Raw genomic sequence first — 16284 nt, forward strand, 5'->3', positions numbered from 1 at the left:
CTCCTCTTTGCAGGCGTTCAATGGTGTGTTACCACTTTCATGTCATTCGCCCGGCTTACGATCCGCCGTGATGAACGCCCACAGGGACACCGGCAGTACTGCCGCCGCACCGCTCGCCGAGATCGCCGTCGTCGTCATCGGCTACGACGACGCCGCCCATGTGACCGACGCCGTGCGCTCGGCGCTCGCCCAGGGCCGGGCCGTGCGCGAGGTGGTGGCCGTCGACGACTGCTCGACGGACGGCAGCGCCGGCCTGCTGGAGCGGCTCGCCGCCTCCGAACCCCGGCTGCGGGTCATCCGCCGCCGGGTCAACAGCGGCGGCTGCGGCACCCCACGCAACACCGGGCTCGACGCGGTGACCTCGCCGTACGTGATGTTCCTGGACAGCGACGACGTGCTGCCGCCCGGCGCGGCGGACGCGCTGCTGGAGGCGGCCACCGGTGCGCACGCGGAGGTGGCGAGCGGCCTGTGCGTCCGCCGGGAACTGCCCTCGGGCCGCGAAGTGCCCTGGCAGCCGCGCCTGTACGCCCTGCACTCCGCCGTGCCGCACCCCGCCCGGCGGCCGCGGCTCGTGCACGACACGCTCTGCGTCAACAAGCTCTACCGCACGGCCTTCCTGCGCGAGCACGGCATCCGCTTCCCCGAGGGCCGCTTCCCGTACGAGGACGTGGTGTTCACCGCGCGCGTGCTGGCCGCGGCCCCCCGCATCGCCCTGATCCCGGAGCGGGTCTACGTCTGGCACGTGCGCCGGTCCGCCGAGCGGCTGTCGATCTCCCTGGACCGGGCCGGGATCGTCAACTGGCGGGCCCGCACGGAGGCGTGCCGGCAGGCGTACGAGATCCTGCTGGGCGCGGGGCAGAAGGAGCTCGCGCGGGCGGCACGCGCCAAGTTCCTCGACCACGACCTGCGGATGTACCTGCGGGAACTGGGGCTGCGCGACGCCGCGTACCGGCGCGCGTGGTGGGACCTCACCCGGGAGCACCTGGCCGGGTACGACGCCGACGACTGGGCCCGCAACCCGGCCGCCCCGGGCGCACTGGCCGGGCGGGTCGTCCTGGCCGGCCCGGAGCCGCGCGACCTGCCCCGGCTGCGGGAGCTCGCGGCCCGGCCGGCCCGGCTGCGCCCGCCGTACGCCCGCGCCGCCGACGGCACGCCCGTGTGGTCCGCCGACCTGCCGCAGGTCTCCCTCGAACCCCTGCTGACCCGGCCGGTGCGCGCGCTGCCGCTGGCCGTCGACGCGGTGCTGCGGCCCCGGGCGCGCGGGACCGGGCTGCGGCTGCGCCTGCACGAGCTGTACGGGCGGGTGGCCGAGGCGGGGCCGCTGAGCGCGGAGGTGGAGTGGCTGCACCGGGACGCCGGGGACCTGCTCGTCCCGGGCGGCACGGCGGACCTCGTGCCCGGCCCGCAGCCCTCCGGGCCGGACCGGGACGGCGGCTGGACGGCCGAGACCGCCGTCGACCTGTCCGCCCTCGCCGCGTTCGGCGCCGGGACCTGGGACCTGCGCCTGCGGATCCGCTTCCGCGACGGCGCGACCCGGGACGTCACGGCGCACGCCCTCACGGGCGCCGGATTCCTGCGCCGCCGCGCCGTCCCCAGCGCCCGGCGCGGCGTGGTACTCGTACAGCCCTACGCCACCCACTCCGGTGCGCTGGCGCTGCGGGTGGCGCCCGGCGTCCGCGGGGTGCTCTCGGTCGTCCGCGGAAGGGTGCGCCGACTGCTTCACTGAGAGACCACGACGACGCACCGGCACAGCACCGCCACGGGCCAACTGACGAGGGGACGGCCGCAATGACCTGGTTGATCACCGGCGGCGCCGGCTACATCGGCGCACACGTCGTACGGGCGATGACCGCGGCGGGGGAACGGGCGGTGGTCTACGACGACCTGTCCACGGGCATCGCCGAGCGCGTGCCGGACGGGGTGCCGCTGGTCGTGGGCTCCACGCTGGACGGCGAGCGCGTCGCCCGCGCCCTCGCGGACCACGAGGTGACCGGCGTGGTCCACCTCGCGGCCAAGAAGCAGGTGGGCGAGTCGGTCGCCCAGCCGCTGCGCTACTACCGGGAGAACGTCGAGGGCCTGCGCGTCCTGCTCGACGCGGTGACGGAGGCCGGGGCCGGGGCGTTCGTCTTCTCCTCCTCGGCGGCCGTGTACGGCATGCCGGACGTGGACCTGGTCACGGAGGAGACGCCGTGCGCGCCGCTGTCGCCGTACGGCGAGACGAAGCTCGCCGGGGAGTGGCTGGTGCGGGCCACGGGCCGGGCGACCGGGTTGTCGACCGCGTGCCTGCGGTACTTCAACGTGGCGGGCGCGGCGGCCCCCGGCCTCGCGGACGTCGGCGTGTCCAACCTCGTGCCCATGGTGTTCGAGAGGCTCACGCGGCACGCGCCGCCGCGTGTCTTCGGCGACGACTACCCCACCCCCGACGGCACCTGTGTGCGCGACTACATCCACGTCGTCGACCTGGCCGAGGCCCATGTCGCCGCGGCCCGCGCCCTGCGCGCGTCCCCCGGCGGTTCCCTCACGCTGAACATCGGCCGCGGCGAGGGGGTGTCGGTGCGCGAGATGATCGACGTCGTCCACGCGGTGACCGGCCACGACCTGCCGCCCGAGGTCGCGCCCCGCCGCCCGGGCGACCCCGCCCGCGTCGTCGCCTCCGCCGACCGGGCGGCCGCCGAACTGGGCTGGAAGGCCCGGCACGACGTCCGGGACATGGTCACCTCGGCGTGGCAGGGCTGGGTGCGGCTGCACCCGGAGGCCGCACGGCCCTGACCGCGACCGCCCGCCGGGCGGGCATGCCCGAGTCCTCGCCCGCCGGGCGGGCATGCCCGAGCCCTCACCCCCGGCCCCTCGGGTCCGGTGGAGCGGGGTGTCCCGGGCTACAGCGCCCGCAGCGCCGCCGCCGTCGCCCGGGTCAGGGCCTCCAGGTACCCCTTCGGGGGCTTCGGGGCGCGGATCACCACCGACCGCCAGTACAGGGGACCCGAGATCAGGTCGAGGGCCAGGTCGCGGTCGAGGCCCTCGCTCAGCTCGCCGCGGCGCTGCGCCGCCGTGACGATGCCGGTGGCGACCCCGTCCTGGCCCTCGCGCAGGGCCTTCTGCAGCGCCTCGGCGATGTCCGGGTTGCGGGCGGCCTCGGCCTGGAGGTCGGGGATGATCTGCGAGGCGACCGGGTGGCGCAGGGCCCGGGACGTCACCTCGTACAGCAGCCGCAGATCGCCCTCCAGGGAGCCGGTGTCCGGCGCGGGCAGGCCCTGCACCGCGAGCGCCGAGACGATGTCGAGCACCAGGTGCAGCTTGGAGCGCCAGCGGCGGTACACCGCCGTCTTGCCCACGCCCGCCCGGCGGGCGATCCCCTCGATGGACATCCGCGCGTAGCCGACGGCCGCGAGTTCCTCGTGCACGGCCGAGCGGATCGCCTCCGTCACGTCCTCGCGCAGGACGGCGGCCCCCGCGGGGGCCCGGCGGCGCGGCGGCTGCTGTGGCTCGTCGGGCTTCGTCGTCATGCGGACAGCATAGGGCGTCACGACGAAACGGTTGCGTTCCGACGTCGGCCGGACGTACGCTCCCGTCACGACGAAACGGTCCCGTCCCGACGTAAGACGTCGTGAAGAGACCGGTAAGAAGGTCCCCTCCCCCTCCACACGAAGGCAGCGGATGTGAGCCAGGTCCTCCACACCCCGCCCCCGGCGCCGGCCCCCGCCCCGGCCGACGACGACCTCGCCGCGCTCGCCGCGCGGCACGGCCTCGCGGTCAGCGGCGCACGCCCCTCCCTGCCCGCGTACGTCCGGCAGCTGTGGGCCCGCCGGCACTTCATCACCGCGTTCGCCACCGCCAAGCTCACCGCCCAGTACAGCCAGGCGAAGCTCGGCCAGGTCTGGCAGGTGATGACCCCGCTGCTCAACGCGGCGGTCTACTACTTCATCTTCGGCGTCCTGCTCGGCACCAAGCACGGCGTGCCGGACTACGTCCCGTTCCTGGTCACGGGCGTGTTCGTGTGGACGTTCACGCAGAGCTCGATCATGGCGGGCACCCGCGCCATCTCCGGCAACCTCGGTCTGGTGCGGGCCCTGCACTTCCCGCGCGCCGCGCTGCCGCTGTCGTTCTGCCTCCAGCAGTTGCAGCAGCTGCTGTTCTCGATGGCCGCCCTGGTCGTCATCCTGCTCTGCTTCGGCGTGCCGGTCGGCATGTCGTGGCTGCTGGCGGTGCCGGCGCTGTTCCTGCAGTTCACGTTCAACGCGGGCGTCTCCATGGTCGTGGCCCGGATGGGGGCCAAGACCCCCGACATCGCGCAGCTGATGCCGTTCGTGCTGCGCACCTGGATGTACGTCTCGGGCGTCATGTGGAGCATCGACCAGCTGGCGGACAAGGACAGCCTGCCGCGGGTGGTGACCGTCCTGCTGGAGGCCAACCCGGCCGCGGTCTACATCGACCTGATGCGCTTCGCCCTGATCGACAGTTTCCACGCGGACCGGCTGCCCGCCCACGTGTGGGCAATCGCCGCGGGCTGGGCGCTGGTCGCGGGCGTCGGCGGCTTCATCTACTTCTGGAAGGCTGAGGAGACGTACGGCCGTGGCTGAGCACCCGAGCGAGAAGATCCCCACCGTCGTCGCCGACGGCGTCGACATCGTCTACCGCGTCAACGGCACCGGTGCCGGACGCGGCAGCGCGACCGCCGCCCTCAACCGCATCGTGCGCCGCAGGCAGACCGAGAAGGCCTCGGGCGTGCGCCGCGTGCACGCCGTGCGGAACGTGTCCTTCGTCGCGTACCGGGGCGAGGCCATCGGCCTGATCGGCACCAACGGCTCGGGCAAGTCGACCCTGCTGAAGGCAATCGCCGGGCTGCTGCCGGTGGAGAACGGCCGCATCCACACCGACGGCCAGCCCTCCCTGCTCGGCGTCAACGCGGCCCTGATGAACGACCTGACGGGCGAGCGCAACGTGCACCTCGGCGGGCTGGCCATGGGCATGTCCCGCGAGCAGATCAGGGAGCGCTACCAGGAGATCGTCGACTTCTCCGGCATCAACGACAAGGGCGACTTCATCACGCTGCCGATGCGGACGTACTCCTCCGGCATGGCCGCCCGGCTGCGGTTCTCCATCGCCGCCGCCAAGGACCACGACGTGCTGCTGATCGACGAGGCGCTGGCCACCGGCGACCGGTCCTTCCAGAAGCGCTCCGAGCAGCGCATCCGCGAGCTGCGCCGGCACGCGGGCACGGTGTTCCTGGTCAGCCACAACAACAGGTCCATCCGCGACACCTGCGACCGCGTGCTGTGGCTGGAGCGCGGCGAGCTGCGCATGGACGGACCCACGGAGGACGTGCTCAAGGAGTACGAGGCGTTCACCGGGGAGAAGCCGGCCAAGCCCCGGCCCAAGGCCAAGCCCAAGCCCGAGCCCGGGCCCGGGCCCGAGCCGGCAGCCGAACCCGGGGCCGCCGTTCCCTCGTGAGGCGCAACCCGCTCGGTCATTTTGTCGCATTGATGACACCATGACCGAGTACGGCGTGTCTGTGAGAAGGGGGTCCGGTGATGGCCGAGCTCAGCGTCGTCGTGCACGGACCGAACGTGCAGGGCCATCTGACGGAGCTGCTCGACTCCCTGGCCGCCCACCCCCTGCCCGACGCCGAGCTGATCGTGGCCGCGGTGGGCGACTGGGCCCGGGAGACGGCCGAGCGGCACGCCCCGGACATCCAGGTGGTCCCGCTGCCGGCCGGCACCGGCGACGCGGCGGCCCGGGCGGCCGGCGCGGCCCGGGCGTCGGGGCGCTGGCTGCACTTCGTGCACGCCAAGGACGACCTGCCCGCCGGCACCCCGCGCACCGTCGCCGAGCGGGTCGCCGAGCTCCCCGGCGAGGTCGACGTCCTGCTCCTGGACCATCTGCGCAGCACCTGGCACACCTCCGGACTGCCCTCCCCGGACGGCCCGCTGCTGGCCCGGGCGGGCCGCGCCGACGTGGCCCTCGACGACTGCGCGCCCCTGCTGCGGCTGACCCCGCTGCTCGGCACCCGGGTGCTGCGCGCGGAGTTCTACCGGGAGCACGAGCAGCGGTTCGCCACCGACGACGAGCCGTACGCCGCCCTGGCCGCCCTGCTGCTGGCCGGCCGCGTCGCCTGCCTGCCGCACGTCGCCTACGAGGACCGCAGACTGCGCCCGGCGAGCCTGCCCCCGGTCACACCCGAACAGCGCTACGGCCTCGTCGCCCGCTACGAGTCCCTCCTCGGCCTCACCCGGGGCCGCCGCGCCGCGCACACCGTCCTGTACGACGTCATGGTCCGCGACTGCCTGCGCACCTTCGCCCGCGGCGGCATGGCGGAGGAGGTCGCCCGGGAGTTCTTCCACCGCGCGTCCCTGGCCGCCGTGCGCCACCGCCCCGAGAACCACCACCGCCCGGGCGGCCTGGAGGGCGTGCGCCGCTCCCTGCTGGAGGAGGACGCGTACACCAGGTACCGGGCCTTCCAGACCGTCAACCGCACGCGGCGTACGGCCCGGTCCGCCGTGCGCACCCGCAAGCGCCAGGTCGGCGCCCGGCTCCGCGACCACCAGTACCGCAGGGCGCTCGGCCGCCCCGTCGATCCCGGCCTGGCGGTGTTCGCGTCCTACTGGAACCGCGGCGTGGCCTGCAACCCCGCCGCGATCGCCGCCAAGCTCGCCGAACTCGCCCCGCAGATCCACCCGGTGTGGGTGGTGACCGCCGAGAACGCGGCCCTCCTCCCGCCCGGCACCGACCACGTCGTGCCCGGGACCCGCCGCTACTGGGAGGTGCTGGCGAGCGCCGGGTACCTGGTCAACAACGTCAACTTCCCCAACGCGGTGGTCAAGCGCCCGGACGCGATCCACCTCCAGACCCACCACGGCACCCCGCTGAAGCGCATGGGCCTGGACCAGATGGCGTTCCCGGCCGCCGCCCAGGGCCTGGACTTCAAGGCGCTGCTGGAGCGCATCGACAAGTGGGACTACAGCCTCTCCGCCAACAGCCACACCACCCGCATGTGGGAGCGCGCCTACCCCTCGCGCTACGTCTCCCTGGACCACGGCTATCCGCGCAACGACGTGTACTACACCGCGGGCGCCGCCGAGATCCGCGCGGTCCGCGACCGCCTGGGCATCACCCCGGGCCGCCGGGCAGTGCTCTACGCGCCCACCCACCGCGACTACGAGGCCGGCTGGACACCCCGGCTGGACCTCGCCGCCCTCGCGGACCGCCTCGGCGAGGACACGGTCCTGCTGGTGCGCGGCCACTACTTCTACGGCGGCGCCGCCTCCCCGCTGACCAACCTGCGCCGCACGGGCCGCATCATCGACGTCTCCTCCTACGACCCGGTCGAGGACCTGTGCCTGGCGGCGGACGCCCTCGTCACGGACTACTCGTCGATCATGTTCGACTACGCCAACCTCGACCGGCCGATCGTCGTCTACGCCGACGACTGGGAGACCTACCGCACCACCCGCGGCGTCTACTTCGACCTGATGGCCGAGGCGCCCGGCCCGGTGGCGCGCACCCAGCGCGAGCTGGCGGACATCCTGGCCGGCGACGCCTGGCACGACGAGAACGCGGCGAAGACCCGGGCCGTCTTCCGCCGCCGGTTCTGCGAGTACGACGACGGACGCGCCGCCGAACGCGTCGTGCGCCGGGTCTTCCTCGGCCAGGACGAGCGGGACCTGCCCCCGGTCCTGCCCGTCGAGGAACGCACCCCGGCCCCGAGCCCGCAGGAGGCGACCGCATGAGCACCCCCGACGTCACCGTGACGGTCATCGTCTACAACGACGCCGAACGCCTCACCCGGGCCGTCGACTCGGTGCGCCGGCAGACCCACGCGAACATCGAGATCGTCATCAGCGACGACCACTCGACCGACGGCACCCCGTTCGTGGCACGGCAGCTCCAGGCCCGCGATCCCCGGGTCCGCTACCTGCGCCTGGAGCGCAACAGCGGAGGGTGCAGCGCCCCCCGCAACCGCGCCCTGGACATCGCGCGCGCCCCCTACGTGATGTTCCTCGACAGCGACGACGAACTGCCCCCCGACGCCGTCGCCCTGCTGCTCGCGGCGCACCGCGAACGCGAGATCGACTTCGCCATGGGCGCGGTGGAACGGATCCGCGTGGACAGCGGCCGCCGTTCGACCTGGATGCCCCATCTGGTCGCCGAGCGGCGCACCCTGGACGGCATCGAGTCCGACCCGCGCCTGTTCTTCGAGCACCTGTCGACCAGCAAGATGTACGCCCGGGCCTTCCTCGACCGGCACGGCCTGCGCTTCCCCGAGGGCATCCACTACGAGGACCAGCTGTTCTCGGCGCAGGCGTACTGCCTGGCCAAGAGCTTCACCGTCGTCCCGGAGCCGGTTTACCGCTGGTACGTGGCCCCCTTCGCGGCGTCCGAGGCGGCCTCGATATCCAACCAGCGGCACAAGCTCGCCAACGTCCGCGACCGCATCCACGTCCAGCACCTCATCGACGCGTTCCTGGCCGAGAGCGGGCACGAGTCGCTGCGGGAGGCCAAGGACCACAAGTTCCTCAAGCACGACTTCCGCATGTACGCCGGTGACCTGCCCTACCGGGACGACGACTGGCTCGCGTCCTTCGCCGGTCTCGTCACGCCGTACCTCGACACGCTCGCTCCCGGCGCGTACGCGCGCCTTCCGCGCGCCGAGCGGGTGGTCGTCCAGCTCATCCGGGACGGACGGCTGGCCGACGCCCGGCTGGCGTCCCGGGGCCTGGGCCACGGTGTCGCCCCCCGGCACATCGCGACGGACGCCGAGGGCCGCACCTACTGGGGCGAGGAGGTGCCGGCGACGGAGTGGGCACGCCGCGAACTGGACCTCGGCGACCTGGAGCTGGAGACCCGGCCGTTCACCGGCGCCCAGTTCCGCCACGAGATCACGGAGATCACCCGGGGCCCGGGCGCCTCGATCGACCTGGCGGTCCGCACCTACGACCCGGCGCTGCGCCTGCCGGTCGGGCCGCAGCGCGCGACCCTGCTCATCGCCCCGGGCGGCCGCCGCCTCAGCGTCCCCTTCCGGCTGTCCCCCGTCCGGCCCGGCGTCTTCGAGGGGCATGTCCACCTCGACCTGGCGGCGGCCGCCCTGCCCCTCCAGGGCTTCGCGGGTGTGCGCCATCCCCTGCTCCGCCTGCACCACCAGGGCCTGGCCAACACCGGCCTGCTCCTCGCCCCGCTCGACTTCCCGACGCTGACGACCCGCGTGCCCTCCCACGTGCTGACCGTCGAGCCGGAGGGCCACGGCCCGGGCCGTCTGCAGGTGCGCTGGGAGCCGACGGGTGTCACGGCGAGGCTGATCGGGCCGGCCGTGCGCAAGGTGGCCCGGCCGCGGGTGAAGCGGGCGGCGCGCCTGATCGCGAGCGCGCTGAAGTAGCCGCACGCCCCGTGCGCTCCGGGGCCGTGCCGCTCACCGCAGCACCCGGTAGAGGACCTGCCCCTCCGGCCCCCGGGTCACCTCCCTCAGCCCGGGCTGCCCCGCGCCCGCCCCCGCCACGACCCACCGCACCCCGTACGTGCGCAGGATCCGCGCGCGCTCCTCGCCGGGCGTCCCCGGGGCGAACCAGCGCCGTACCGCCCGCTCCCGCGCCGCCTCGTCGGGCAGGAAGACGTCGGGGTACCCGGGCGCGACCGTGTACGCCCCGTACGCCGGGATCTGCCGGGCCGGGCGTCCCGGGCGGGCCATCACCACGTCCCCGTAGCGCACCCACGGCGTCAGCCAGTGGTAGCCCGCCCAGGGCCGCCGGTACTTCTCGGCGACGGCGGCCGGCAGGTCGTGCGGGTCGACGACATGGCCGAGCGCCCCGGCCTGCGTCCACGCCCCGAGCGTCAGCGCCGCGCCCAGCACGCACGCCCACCCGGCCCGCAGTGCGCGCCGCCCGGCCTCCAGCACCTCCAGCGCCGCGGCGAGCTGAGCCGGGATCAGTACCGCCGGCAGAGCCCGCCCCCAGGAGTAGTGCCCGCTCAGCCCGCCCGCCGCCACGACGGCCGTCCCCAGGACGAAGAACAGCACCAGCGCGTCCCACCGGTCCCGCCGCCACCGCGCCCCGAGCGCCACCACCCCGAGCAGCACCAGCCAGTAGCGCCCCGGCAGGTCGTCGTACAGCGGCCGGTGCACCGCCTCCAGCCCGCCGCCCGACCCGAGCAGCGCGAGGACGTCGTAGTACGGCCACACCAGCAGCACCCCGAGCCCGGTCACGGCTCCCGCACCGAGCCGCGGCCACACCGGGCGCCCGGGCCGGGCGGCCACCACCGTGGCGATCGCCCCCAGCGACGCCACCACGCCCATGAACTGATGGCACAGCAGGATCACCGACCCCAGCGCCCCGAGCCCGAGCCACGTCCCCGTCCCCGCGTCACCGCGCACCGCCCGCCCCAGCCACGCCCACAGGTGGAAGGCCAGCCCCAGGGTGAACACGCTCGGGTACGACACCGTCAGCGCCAGCGAGTCGAGCCCGTGGAAGCCGCTCCAGGTGAACACCGACGTGCCCCACAGGAGCAGCAGGCTCAGCAGGGCCAGGGCGGGTGCGGCGGGACGGCCGCTCAGCGTGCGCACGTACCGCCACACCCCGGTCAGCAGCAGCCCGAGCGCGGTGAACGCCGCCAGCCGCAGCACCACGAAGACCGACAGGCCGCTCACCCGGGCCAGGCAGCCGAGGACGACCGTCCACGGCGAGTAGTACGGGCTCGGCACGTCCGCGTCGACCAGCGGATCGCCCGGGGCGACGAGGCTGTGCCGCAGGCGCTGGACCGTCGCCGCGTGCATGCCGAGGTCGCCCGCCCAGGGCAGCCGGAGGATCACCAGGACCAGCAGCACGACCACCAGCGCGGCGGCGGCCCGGACGGCGAGGACGGCCGGTCCGGACGCGGCGCGCGGGGCCGGCGTGGCGGGAGCGGAGGCCCGCTCCGGGGACGCGTTCACGGTCACGCACCCAGCCTCGGCCGGATCCGGCCGGTCCTCCACTCGAACCGCCCGGGCGCCGCGAGAACGAAGCGCCCCGGGCCGGTCGCGGCCCGGGGCGCTTCGTCACGCCGTGTGCGCTAGGAGTGCGTGCGCAGCAGCGTCCTCATCGTGCGCATCGCCACCGACAGGTTGGCGAGGTCGAACGCGTCGGAGCTCTGGATCTCCTCCAGCGTGCTGCGGGCACGCCCGAGGATCGCCGCGTTCTTCTGCTCCCACGCCTTGTAGCGCTGCTCCGGCGTCGAGGTGCCGTCGCCGACGGCCAGGACGTCGGCGGTCAGCGCCGCGTGCGCCGCGTACAGGTCCTCGCGGATCGCCGCGCGGGCCATGGACTGCCAGCGGTCGGCGCGGGGCAGCTCGATGATGCGGTCCATGAGCTGGGTGATGCGCAGCCGGTCGGCCAGGTCGTAGTAGACCTCGGCGACGTCCATCGGCTCCCGGCCCATGCGGTCCGCGACCGAGACGATGTCCAGCGTCGGGAAGGCGGAGGAGAAGCCCGCCACGCGCGTGGCCAGCTCGTCCGGCACGCCCGCGCCGGACAGCTCGTCGTAGATCTTCTGGTACCACTCCAGGTCGGCGCCGCGCAGCAGCTTCGGCAGCTGCCCCCAGACCTGCTCGACGCGGTCCGCGAAGAAGTCGACCGTGTCGGCCAGCTGGAGCGGCTGCGGGCGGTTGTTGAGCAGCCAGCGGGTGCCGCGCTCCACCAGGCGCCGCGAGTGCAGCCGGATGCGGGTCTGGACCTCGGCCTCGACCTTGTTGTCGAGGGACTCGACCGCGTCCCACACCGGGTACTGGCGGAAGATCGCCCGGGCCGCGGTCTGCGCCCGCACGATCTCCTCCAGCGACGCGCCCGTCTCCTCGCGCAGCCGGTGCAGGTAGGTCGTGCCGCCCGTGTTGACCGTGTCGTTCACCAGGACCGTCGTGGTGATCTCACGGCGCAGCGGGTGGCCGACCAGGTGCTCGGGGAACTGCTCGCGCAGCTTCGTCGGGAAGTAGGCGTGCAGCAGCGTGCTGAGGTACGGGTCGTCCGGCAGCGAGGTGTGCAGCAGCTCCTCGGCGACCGTGATCTTCGTGTACGCCATCAGCACGGCCGTCTCCGGCCCCGTCAGGCCCTGGCCCTGGGCGAGCCGCTCGCGGATCTGCCGGTCGGTGGGCAGGAACTCCAGCGCCCGGTCGAGGTGCCCCTCGCGCACCAGGTGCTTCATGAAGCGCTGCTGGGCGTGGAGCATGGCGCCGGACTGGGCGAGGGCGTTGGCGATCGCGGTGTTCTGCGCGTAGTTGTTGCGCAGCACCAGGCGGCCGACCTCGTCGGTCATCTCGGCGAGCAGCTTGTTGCGCTGCTTGACGGTCATGTCGCCGTCCCGGACCAGGCCGTTGAGCAGGATCTTGATGTTCACCTCGTGGTCGGAGGTGTCCACGCCCGCGCTGTTGTCGATGGCGTCGGTGTTGATCCGGCCGCCCTGCAGCGCGAACTCGATCCGGCCGAGCTGGGTCAGGCCCAGGTTGCCGCCCTCGCCGACGACCTTGACGCGCAGGTCCTGGCCGTCGACGCGGATGGCGTCGTTGGCCTTGTCCCCGACGTCGGCGTTGGACTCGGTGGAGGACTTGACGTACGTGCCGATGCCGCCGTTCCACAGCAGGTCGACCGGGGCCTGGAGGATCGCCTTCATCAGGTCGGCCGGGGTCAGCTTGGTGACCTTGGCCTCGATGCCGAGGGCCTCGCGGATCTGCGCGTTGACCGGGATCGCCTTGGCCGTGCGCGGGAAGATGCCGCCTCCGGGCGACAGCAGCTCGGTGTTGTAGTCCTCCCAGCTGGAGCGGGGCAGCTCGAACAGGCGGCGGCGCTCGGCGTAGGAGGTGGCGGCGTCCGGGCTGGGGTCGATGAAGATGTGCCGGTGGTCGAAGGCGGCCACCAGCCGGATGTGCTCGGAGAGCAGCATGCCGTTGCCGAACACGTCACCGGACATGTCGCCGATGCCGACGACCGTGAAGTCCTGGCTCTGGGTGTCCACGCCCAGCTCCCGGAAGTGCCGCTTGACGGACTCCCAGGCGCCGCGGGCGGTGATGCCCATGCCCTTGTGGTCGTAGCCGGCGGAGCCGCCGGAGGCGAAGGCGTCGCCGAGCCAGAAGTTGTACTTCTCGGCGACCTCGTTGGCGATGTCGGAGAAGGTCGCGGTGCCCTTGTCGGCGGCGACGACGAGGTAGGTGTCGTCCTCGTCGTGCCGGACGACGTCGGCGGGCGGGACGACGTCGCCGGCCACCATGTTGTCGGTGATGTCGAGCAGGGCCGAGATGAACGTCCTGTAGCTGGCGATGCCCTCGGCCATCCACGCGTCGCGGTCCACGCTCGGGTCGGGCAGCTGCTTGGCGACGAAGCCGCCCTTGGCGCCGACCGGCACGATGACCGTGTTCTTGACCATCTGCGCCTTGACCAGGCCGAGGATCTCCGTGCGGAAGTCCTCCCGCCGGTCGGACCAGCGCAGGCCACCGCGGGCGACCTTGCCGAAGCGCAGGTGCACGCCCTCCACGCGCGGCGAGTACACCCAGATCTCGAACGCGGGGCGCGGCGCCGGCAGGTCGGGGATGGCCTGCGGGTCGAACTTCATGGAGACGTAGTCGTGCGGGTGCCCGCCCGCGGCCTCCTGGAAGAAGTTGGTCCGCAGGGTCGCCTTGATGACCGTGAGGAAGGACCTGAGGATCCGGTCCTCGTCGAGGCTCGCGACCTGGTCGAGCGCCGCGTCGACCTCCTCCAGCAGCGCGTCCACGATCTCGTGGCCCGCCCGCTGCCGGTCCGGCGACATCCGCGCCTCGAACAGGGAGACGAGCAGCCGGGTGGTGTGGACGTTGTTGCGGAGGGTGTCCTCCATGTAGTCCTGGCTGAACGTCGACGCGGCCTGGCGCAGGTACTTGGCGTACGCGCGCAGCACCACGGCCTGGCGCCAGGTGAGCCCGGCGCTCAGCACGAGCGCGTTGAAGCCGTCGTTCTCGGCCTTGCCGGTCCAGGTGGCGGCGAAGGCGTCCTGGAACCGCTCGCGGGCGTCGTCCCCGAGGTAGTCCCCGCCGCCGTTCTGCGCGCGGGGCATGCGCAGGCCGAAGTCGTAGATCCAGGCGACGCTGCGGTCCGAGCAGCGCAGCTCGTAGGGCCGCTCGTCGACGACCTCGACGCCGAGCCGGTTGAGGACCGGCAGCACGGCCGACAGGGAGATCGCGTCGCCCGTGCGGTAGATCTTGAAGCGCCGCTCCTCGGGGGCGGCGCCCACCGGCTCGTACAGGCTGAGCGCGAAGTCCTCGCCCGCCTCGGTGTTCAGCTGCTCCAGGTGGACCAGGTCGGCGACCGCGGCACGCGGGTTGTGGTCGGCCTTGTAGCCCTCGGGGAAGGCGTGCGCGTAGCGGCGCATGGCCTCGGCCGCGTGCTCCTCGCCCAGCTCGGCGTTGAGCGCCTCGGCGAAGGCGTCCTCCCAGGAGCGGGCGGCCTCCATCAGCCGGGCCTCGATGCGCTCCTTGTCGGAGTCGGACAGCTGCGGCAGTTCGGTGCCCTGCGGCACCCGCACCACGAAGTGCAGCCGGGACAGGATCGACTCGGTGTTCCACGCCGTGAAGTCGACGCTGATGCCGCCGAGCTCCTCCTTCAGGATCTCGATGATCCGCAGGCGCACGGCCGTGGTGTAGCGGTCGCGCGGGAGGTAGACGAGGGCGGAGTAGTAGCGCCCGTACTCGTCCTGACGCAGGTAGAGCCGCAGCCGGCGGCGCTCCTGGAGGTAGAGCACGGAGGTGACGATGGCGCGCAGCTCGTCGACCGGGGTCTGGAACAGCTCGTCGCGCGGGTAGGTCTCCAGGATCTGCAGCAGGTCGCGCCCGTCGTGGCTGTTGGGCGAGAACCCGGCCTGCTTGAGGACCTCCTCGACCTTGCGCCGGATGACCGGCACGCGGCGCACGGACTCGGTGTAGGCCGCGGAGGAGAACAGTCCGAGGAACCGGCGCTCACCGACGACGTTGCCCTCGGCGTCGAACTTCTTGACGCCGATGTAGTCCAGGTACGACGGCCGGTGCACGGTCGAGCGGCTGTTCGCCTTGGTCAGCACGAGCAGCTTGTGCTCGCGTGCCTTGGCCCGGGCGTCGGCGGGCAGCCGCTCGAAGGACGGGCTGACCGGGTGGCTCTCCTCGGCGGCGTGCTGCGGGTCCGCGCGCAGTATGCCGAGCCCGGTGCCGGGGACGGCGGCCAGGGAGTCGTCGTCGCGCAGCTGGTACTCGCGGTAGCCGAGGAAGGTGAAGTGGTCGTCGGCCAGCCAGCGCAGCAGCTCGCGGGCCTCCTCCACCTGCGGGCCGGGCAGGTCGCCGGGGATGGGCTCGTCCGGCAGCCCCTCCGCCAGCCGGATGGCCGCGTCCCGCATCTTGCCCCAGTCCTCGACGGCCTCGCGGGCGTCGGACAGCACGCGCAGCAGGTCCGCGGTGATCTGCTTCAGATCGGCGCGGTCGGTCTCGCGGTCGATCTCGACGTGGATCCAGGACTCGACGTGCGCGTCGTGCGGGAGGTCGAAGGCGCCGGTGGCGGGCGTGGGCAGGACCTCGATCAGCTTGCCGGTCACATCGCGCCGCACCACGAACTGGGGGTGGATGACGACGTGGATCCCGCGTCCCTGCCGGGTCAGCTCGTTGGTGACGGAGTCGACGAGGAAGGGCATGTCGTCGGTGACGACCTCCACGACCGAGTGGCTGCAGGTCCACCCGTTCTCCTCGACGGTGGGTGTGTGCACCCGCACGTTGGCCGTGCCCTGGGGGCGGTTCTCCGCCAGCCGGTAGTGCGACACGGCCGCGCCGAAGACGTCGACCGGGTCGCGGTCGGTGAGGTCCTCCGGGGCCGTGTGCAGGTAGTAACGCTGGAGGAACGTGAGCAGGGACTCGCGGTCCGGGGCGTGCGGGGCGTCTGGGGTCTCCTCGCCCGTCGACCCGGTCGGTAGGTGCCCCCCGACCGGGCTGTTCTCAGCTACCCGGGTGGCCCTCTCGAGCAACTCGGCCTTGGCTTCGTCCAGCTTGGTCTGCATTGTCCTCTGGCTCCTGTCGCGCGCCGTTGCGTGACGTAGAAGGAAGTACGGCCTCTGCGCTTACGACCTCACGTCGTGACACGGAGTATCCGGTCTGATCCGACGGTATGCCGCAAGATGAGATGAGCGGGGGTGTCTGAGCCATTCTTGAGCTGCTCCACCGGTGTGACGCCGCTCGGTGCGACGCCCGGACCCGGGAGGTGCTCGGCGTCCCGGGCGTCCTCGACGCCCCGTCCCGCCCGCAAAGACCAGCGACCGCCGCCCGGACACGGATGTCGTCCGTGCTCTCCG

The 16284-nt window shown here is 73.1% G+C and carries 9 protein-coding genes; 6 read left to right on the forward strand and 3 right to left on the reverse strand.

What is annotated here, in order from left to right; translation table 11 throughout:
* Nucleotides 1-70: 70 nt before the first annotated feature.
* Nucleotides 71-1726, forward strand: coding sequence for a glycosyltransferase family 2 protein (locus tag ACZ6ZN_RS12745; protein WP_469645593.1), 1656 nt, complete (start codon nucleotides 71-73; stop codon nucleotides 1724-1726).
* A 62-nt stretch (nucleotides 1727-1788) separates the two neighbouring features.
* Nucleotides 1789-2769: a UDP-glucose 4-epimerase GalE gene (gene galE, locus ACZ6ZN_RS12750; RefSeq protein WP_398109970.1), complete on the forward strand. Its 981-nt coding sequence runs from the start codon at nucleotides 1789-1791 to the stop codon at nucleotides 2767-2769.
* A 107-nt stretch (nucleotides 2770-2876) separates the two neighbouring features.
* Here galE and ACZ6ZN_RS12755 read toward each other — a convergent pair whose 3' ends face one another.
* Nucleotides 2877-3503: a TetR/AcrR family transcriptional regulator gene (locus ACZ6ZN_RS12755; RefSeq protein WP_369196391.1), complete on the reverse strand. Its 627-nt coding sequence runs from the start codon at nucleotides 3501-3503 to the stop codon at nucleotides 2877-2879.
* A 153-nt stretch (nucleotides 3504-3656) separates the two neighbouring features.
* Between ACZ6ZN_RS12755 and ACZ6ZN_RS12760 the strand changes: the two genes are divergently transcribed.
* The 4 genes from ACZ6ZN_RS12760 to ACZ6ZN_RS12775 all read left to right on the forward strand — a co-directional run bounded on the left by ACZ6ZN_RS12760 (nucleotide 3657) and on the right by ACZ6ZN_RS12775 (nucleotide 9367).
* Nucleotides 3657-4577 carry an ABC transporter permease gene (locus ACZ6ZN_RS12760; protein WP_398109969.1) on the forward strand — a complete coding sequence of 307 codons (921 nt, stop codon included), beginning with the start codon at nucleotides 3657-3659 and terminating at the stop codon, nucleotides 4575-4577.
* Nucleotides 4570-5448, forward strand: a complete 879-nt coding sequence (locus ACZ6ZN_RS12765) for an ABC transporter ATP-binding protein (protein ID WP_469645596.1) — start codon at nucleotides 4570-4572, stop codon at nucleotides 5446-5448. The genes ACZ6ZN_RS12760 and ACZ6ZN_RS12765 overlap by 8 nt, the downstream gene beginning before the upstream one ends.
* Nucleotides 5449-5528: 80 nt before the next feature.
* On the forward strand, nucleotides 5529-7724 hold the full coding sequence (locus tag ACZ6ZN_RS12770) for a CDP-glycerol glycerophosphotransferase family protein (protein ID WP_469645598.1): 2196 nt from the start codon (nucleotides 5529-5531) through the stop codon (nucleotides 7722-7724).
* Complete coding sequence (locus ACZ6ZN_RS12775) at nucleotides 7721-9367, forward strand: glycosyltransferase family 2 protein (protein ID WP_469645599.1); 1647 nt, start codon at nucleotides 7721-7723, stop codon at nucleotides 9365-9367. The genes ACZ6ZN_RS12770 and ACZ6ZN_RS12775 overlap by 4 nt, the downstream gene beginning before the upstream one ends.
* A 33-nt stretch (nucleotides 9368-9400) precedes the next feature.
* Here the strand turns inward: ACZ6ZN_RS12775 and ACZ6ZN_RS12780 are convergent, their stop codons facing one another.
* Nucleotides 9401-10912 (reverse strand): hypothetical protein, encoded by a 1512-nt coding sequence (locus ACZ6ZN_RS12780; protein WP_469645700.1) that lies wholly within the window; start codon nucleotides 10910-10912, stop codon nucleotides 9401-9403.
* Nucleotides 10913-11031: 119 nt separating this feature from the next.
* Complete coding sequence (locus ACZ6ZN_RS12785) at nucleotides 11032-15993, reverse strand: NAD-glutamate dehydrogenase (RefSeq protein WP_398109965.1); 4962 nt, start codon at nucleotides 15991-15993, stop codon at nucleotides 11032-11034.
* Nucleotides 15994-16284 lie beyond the last annotated feature (291 nt).

The organism is Streptomyces sp. NPDC053665, assembly GCF_055585285.1.

Excerpts from the sequence above, each read along its gene's own strand:
- ACZ6ZN_RS12745 (WP_469645593.1), top strand. The coding sequence starts at position 71 with ATGAACGCCCACAGGGACACCGGCAGTACTGCCGCCGCACCGCTCGCC.
- ACZ6ZN_RS12755 (WP_369196391.1), bottom strand. The coding sequence starts at position 3,503 with ATGACGACGAAGCCCGACGAGCCACAGCAGCCGCCGCGCCGCCGGGCC.
- galE (WP_398109970.1), top strand. The coding sequence starts at position 1,789 with ATGACCTGGTTGATCACCGGCGGCGCCGGCTACATCGGCGCACACGTC.
- ACZ6ZN_RS12770 (WP_469645598.1), top strand. The coding sequence starts at position 5,529 with ATGGCCGAGCTCAGCGTCGTCGTGCACGGACCGAACGTGCAGGGCCAT.
- ACZ6ZN_RS12785 (WP_398109965.1), bottom strand. The coding sequence starts at position 15,993 with ATGCAGACCAAGCTGGACGAAGCCAAGGCCGAGTTGCTCGAGAGGGCC.
- ACZ6ZN_RS12775 (WP_469645599.1), top strand. The coding sequence starts at position 7,721 with ATGAGCACCCCCGACGTCACCGTGACGGTCATCGTCTACAACGACGCC.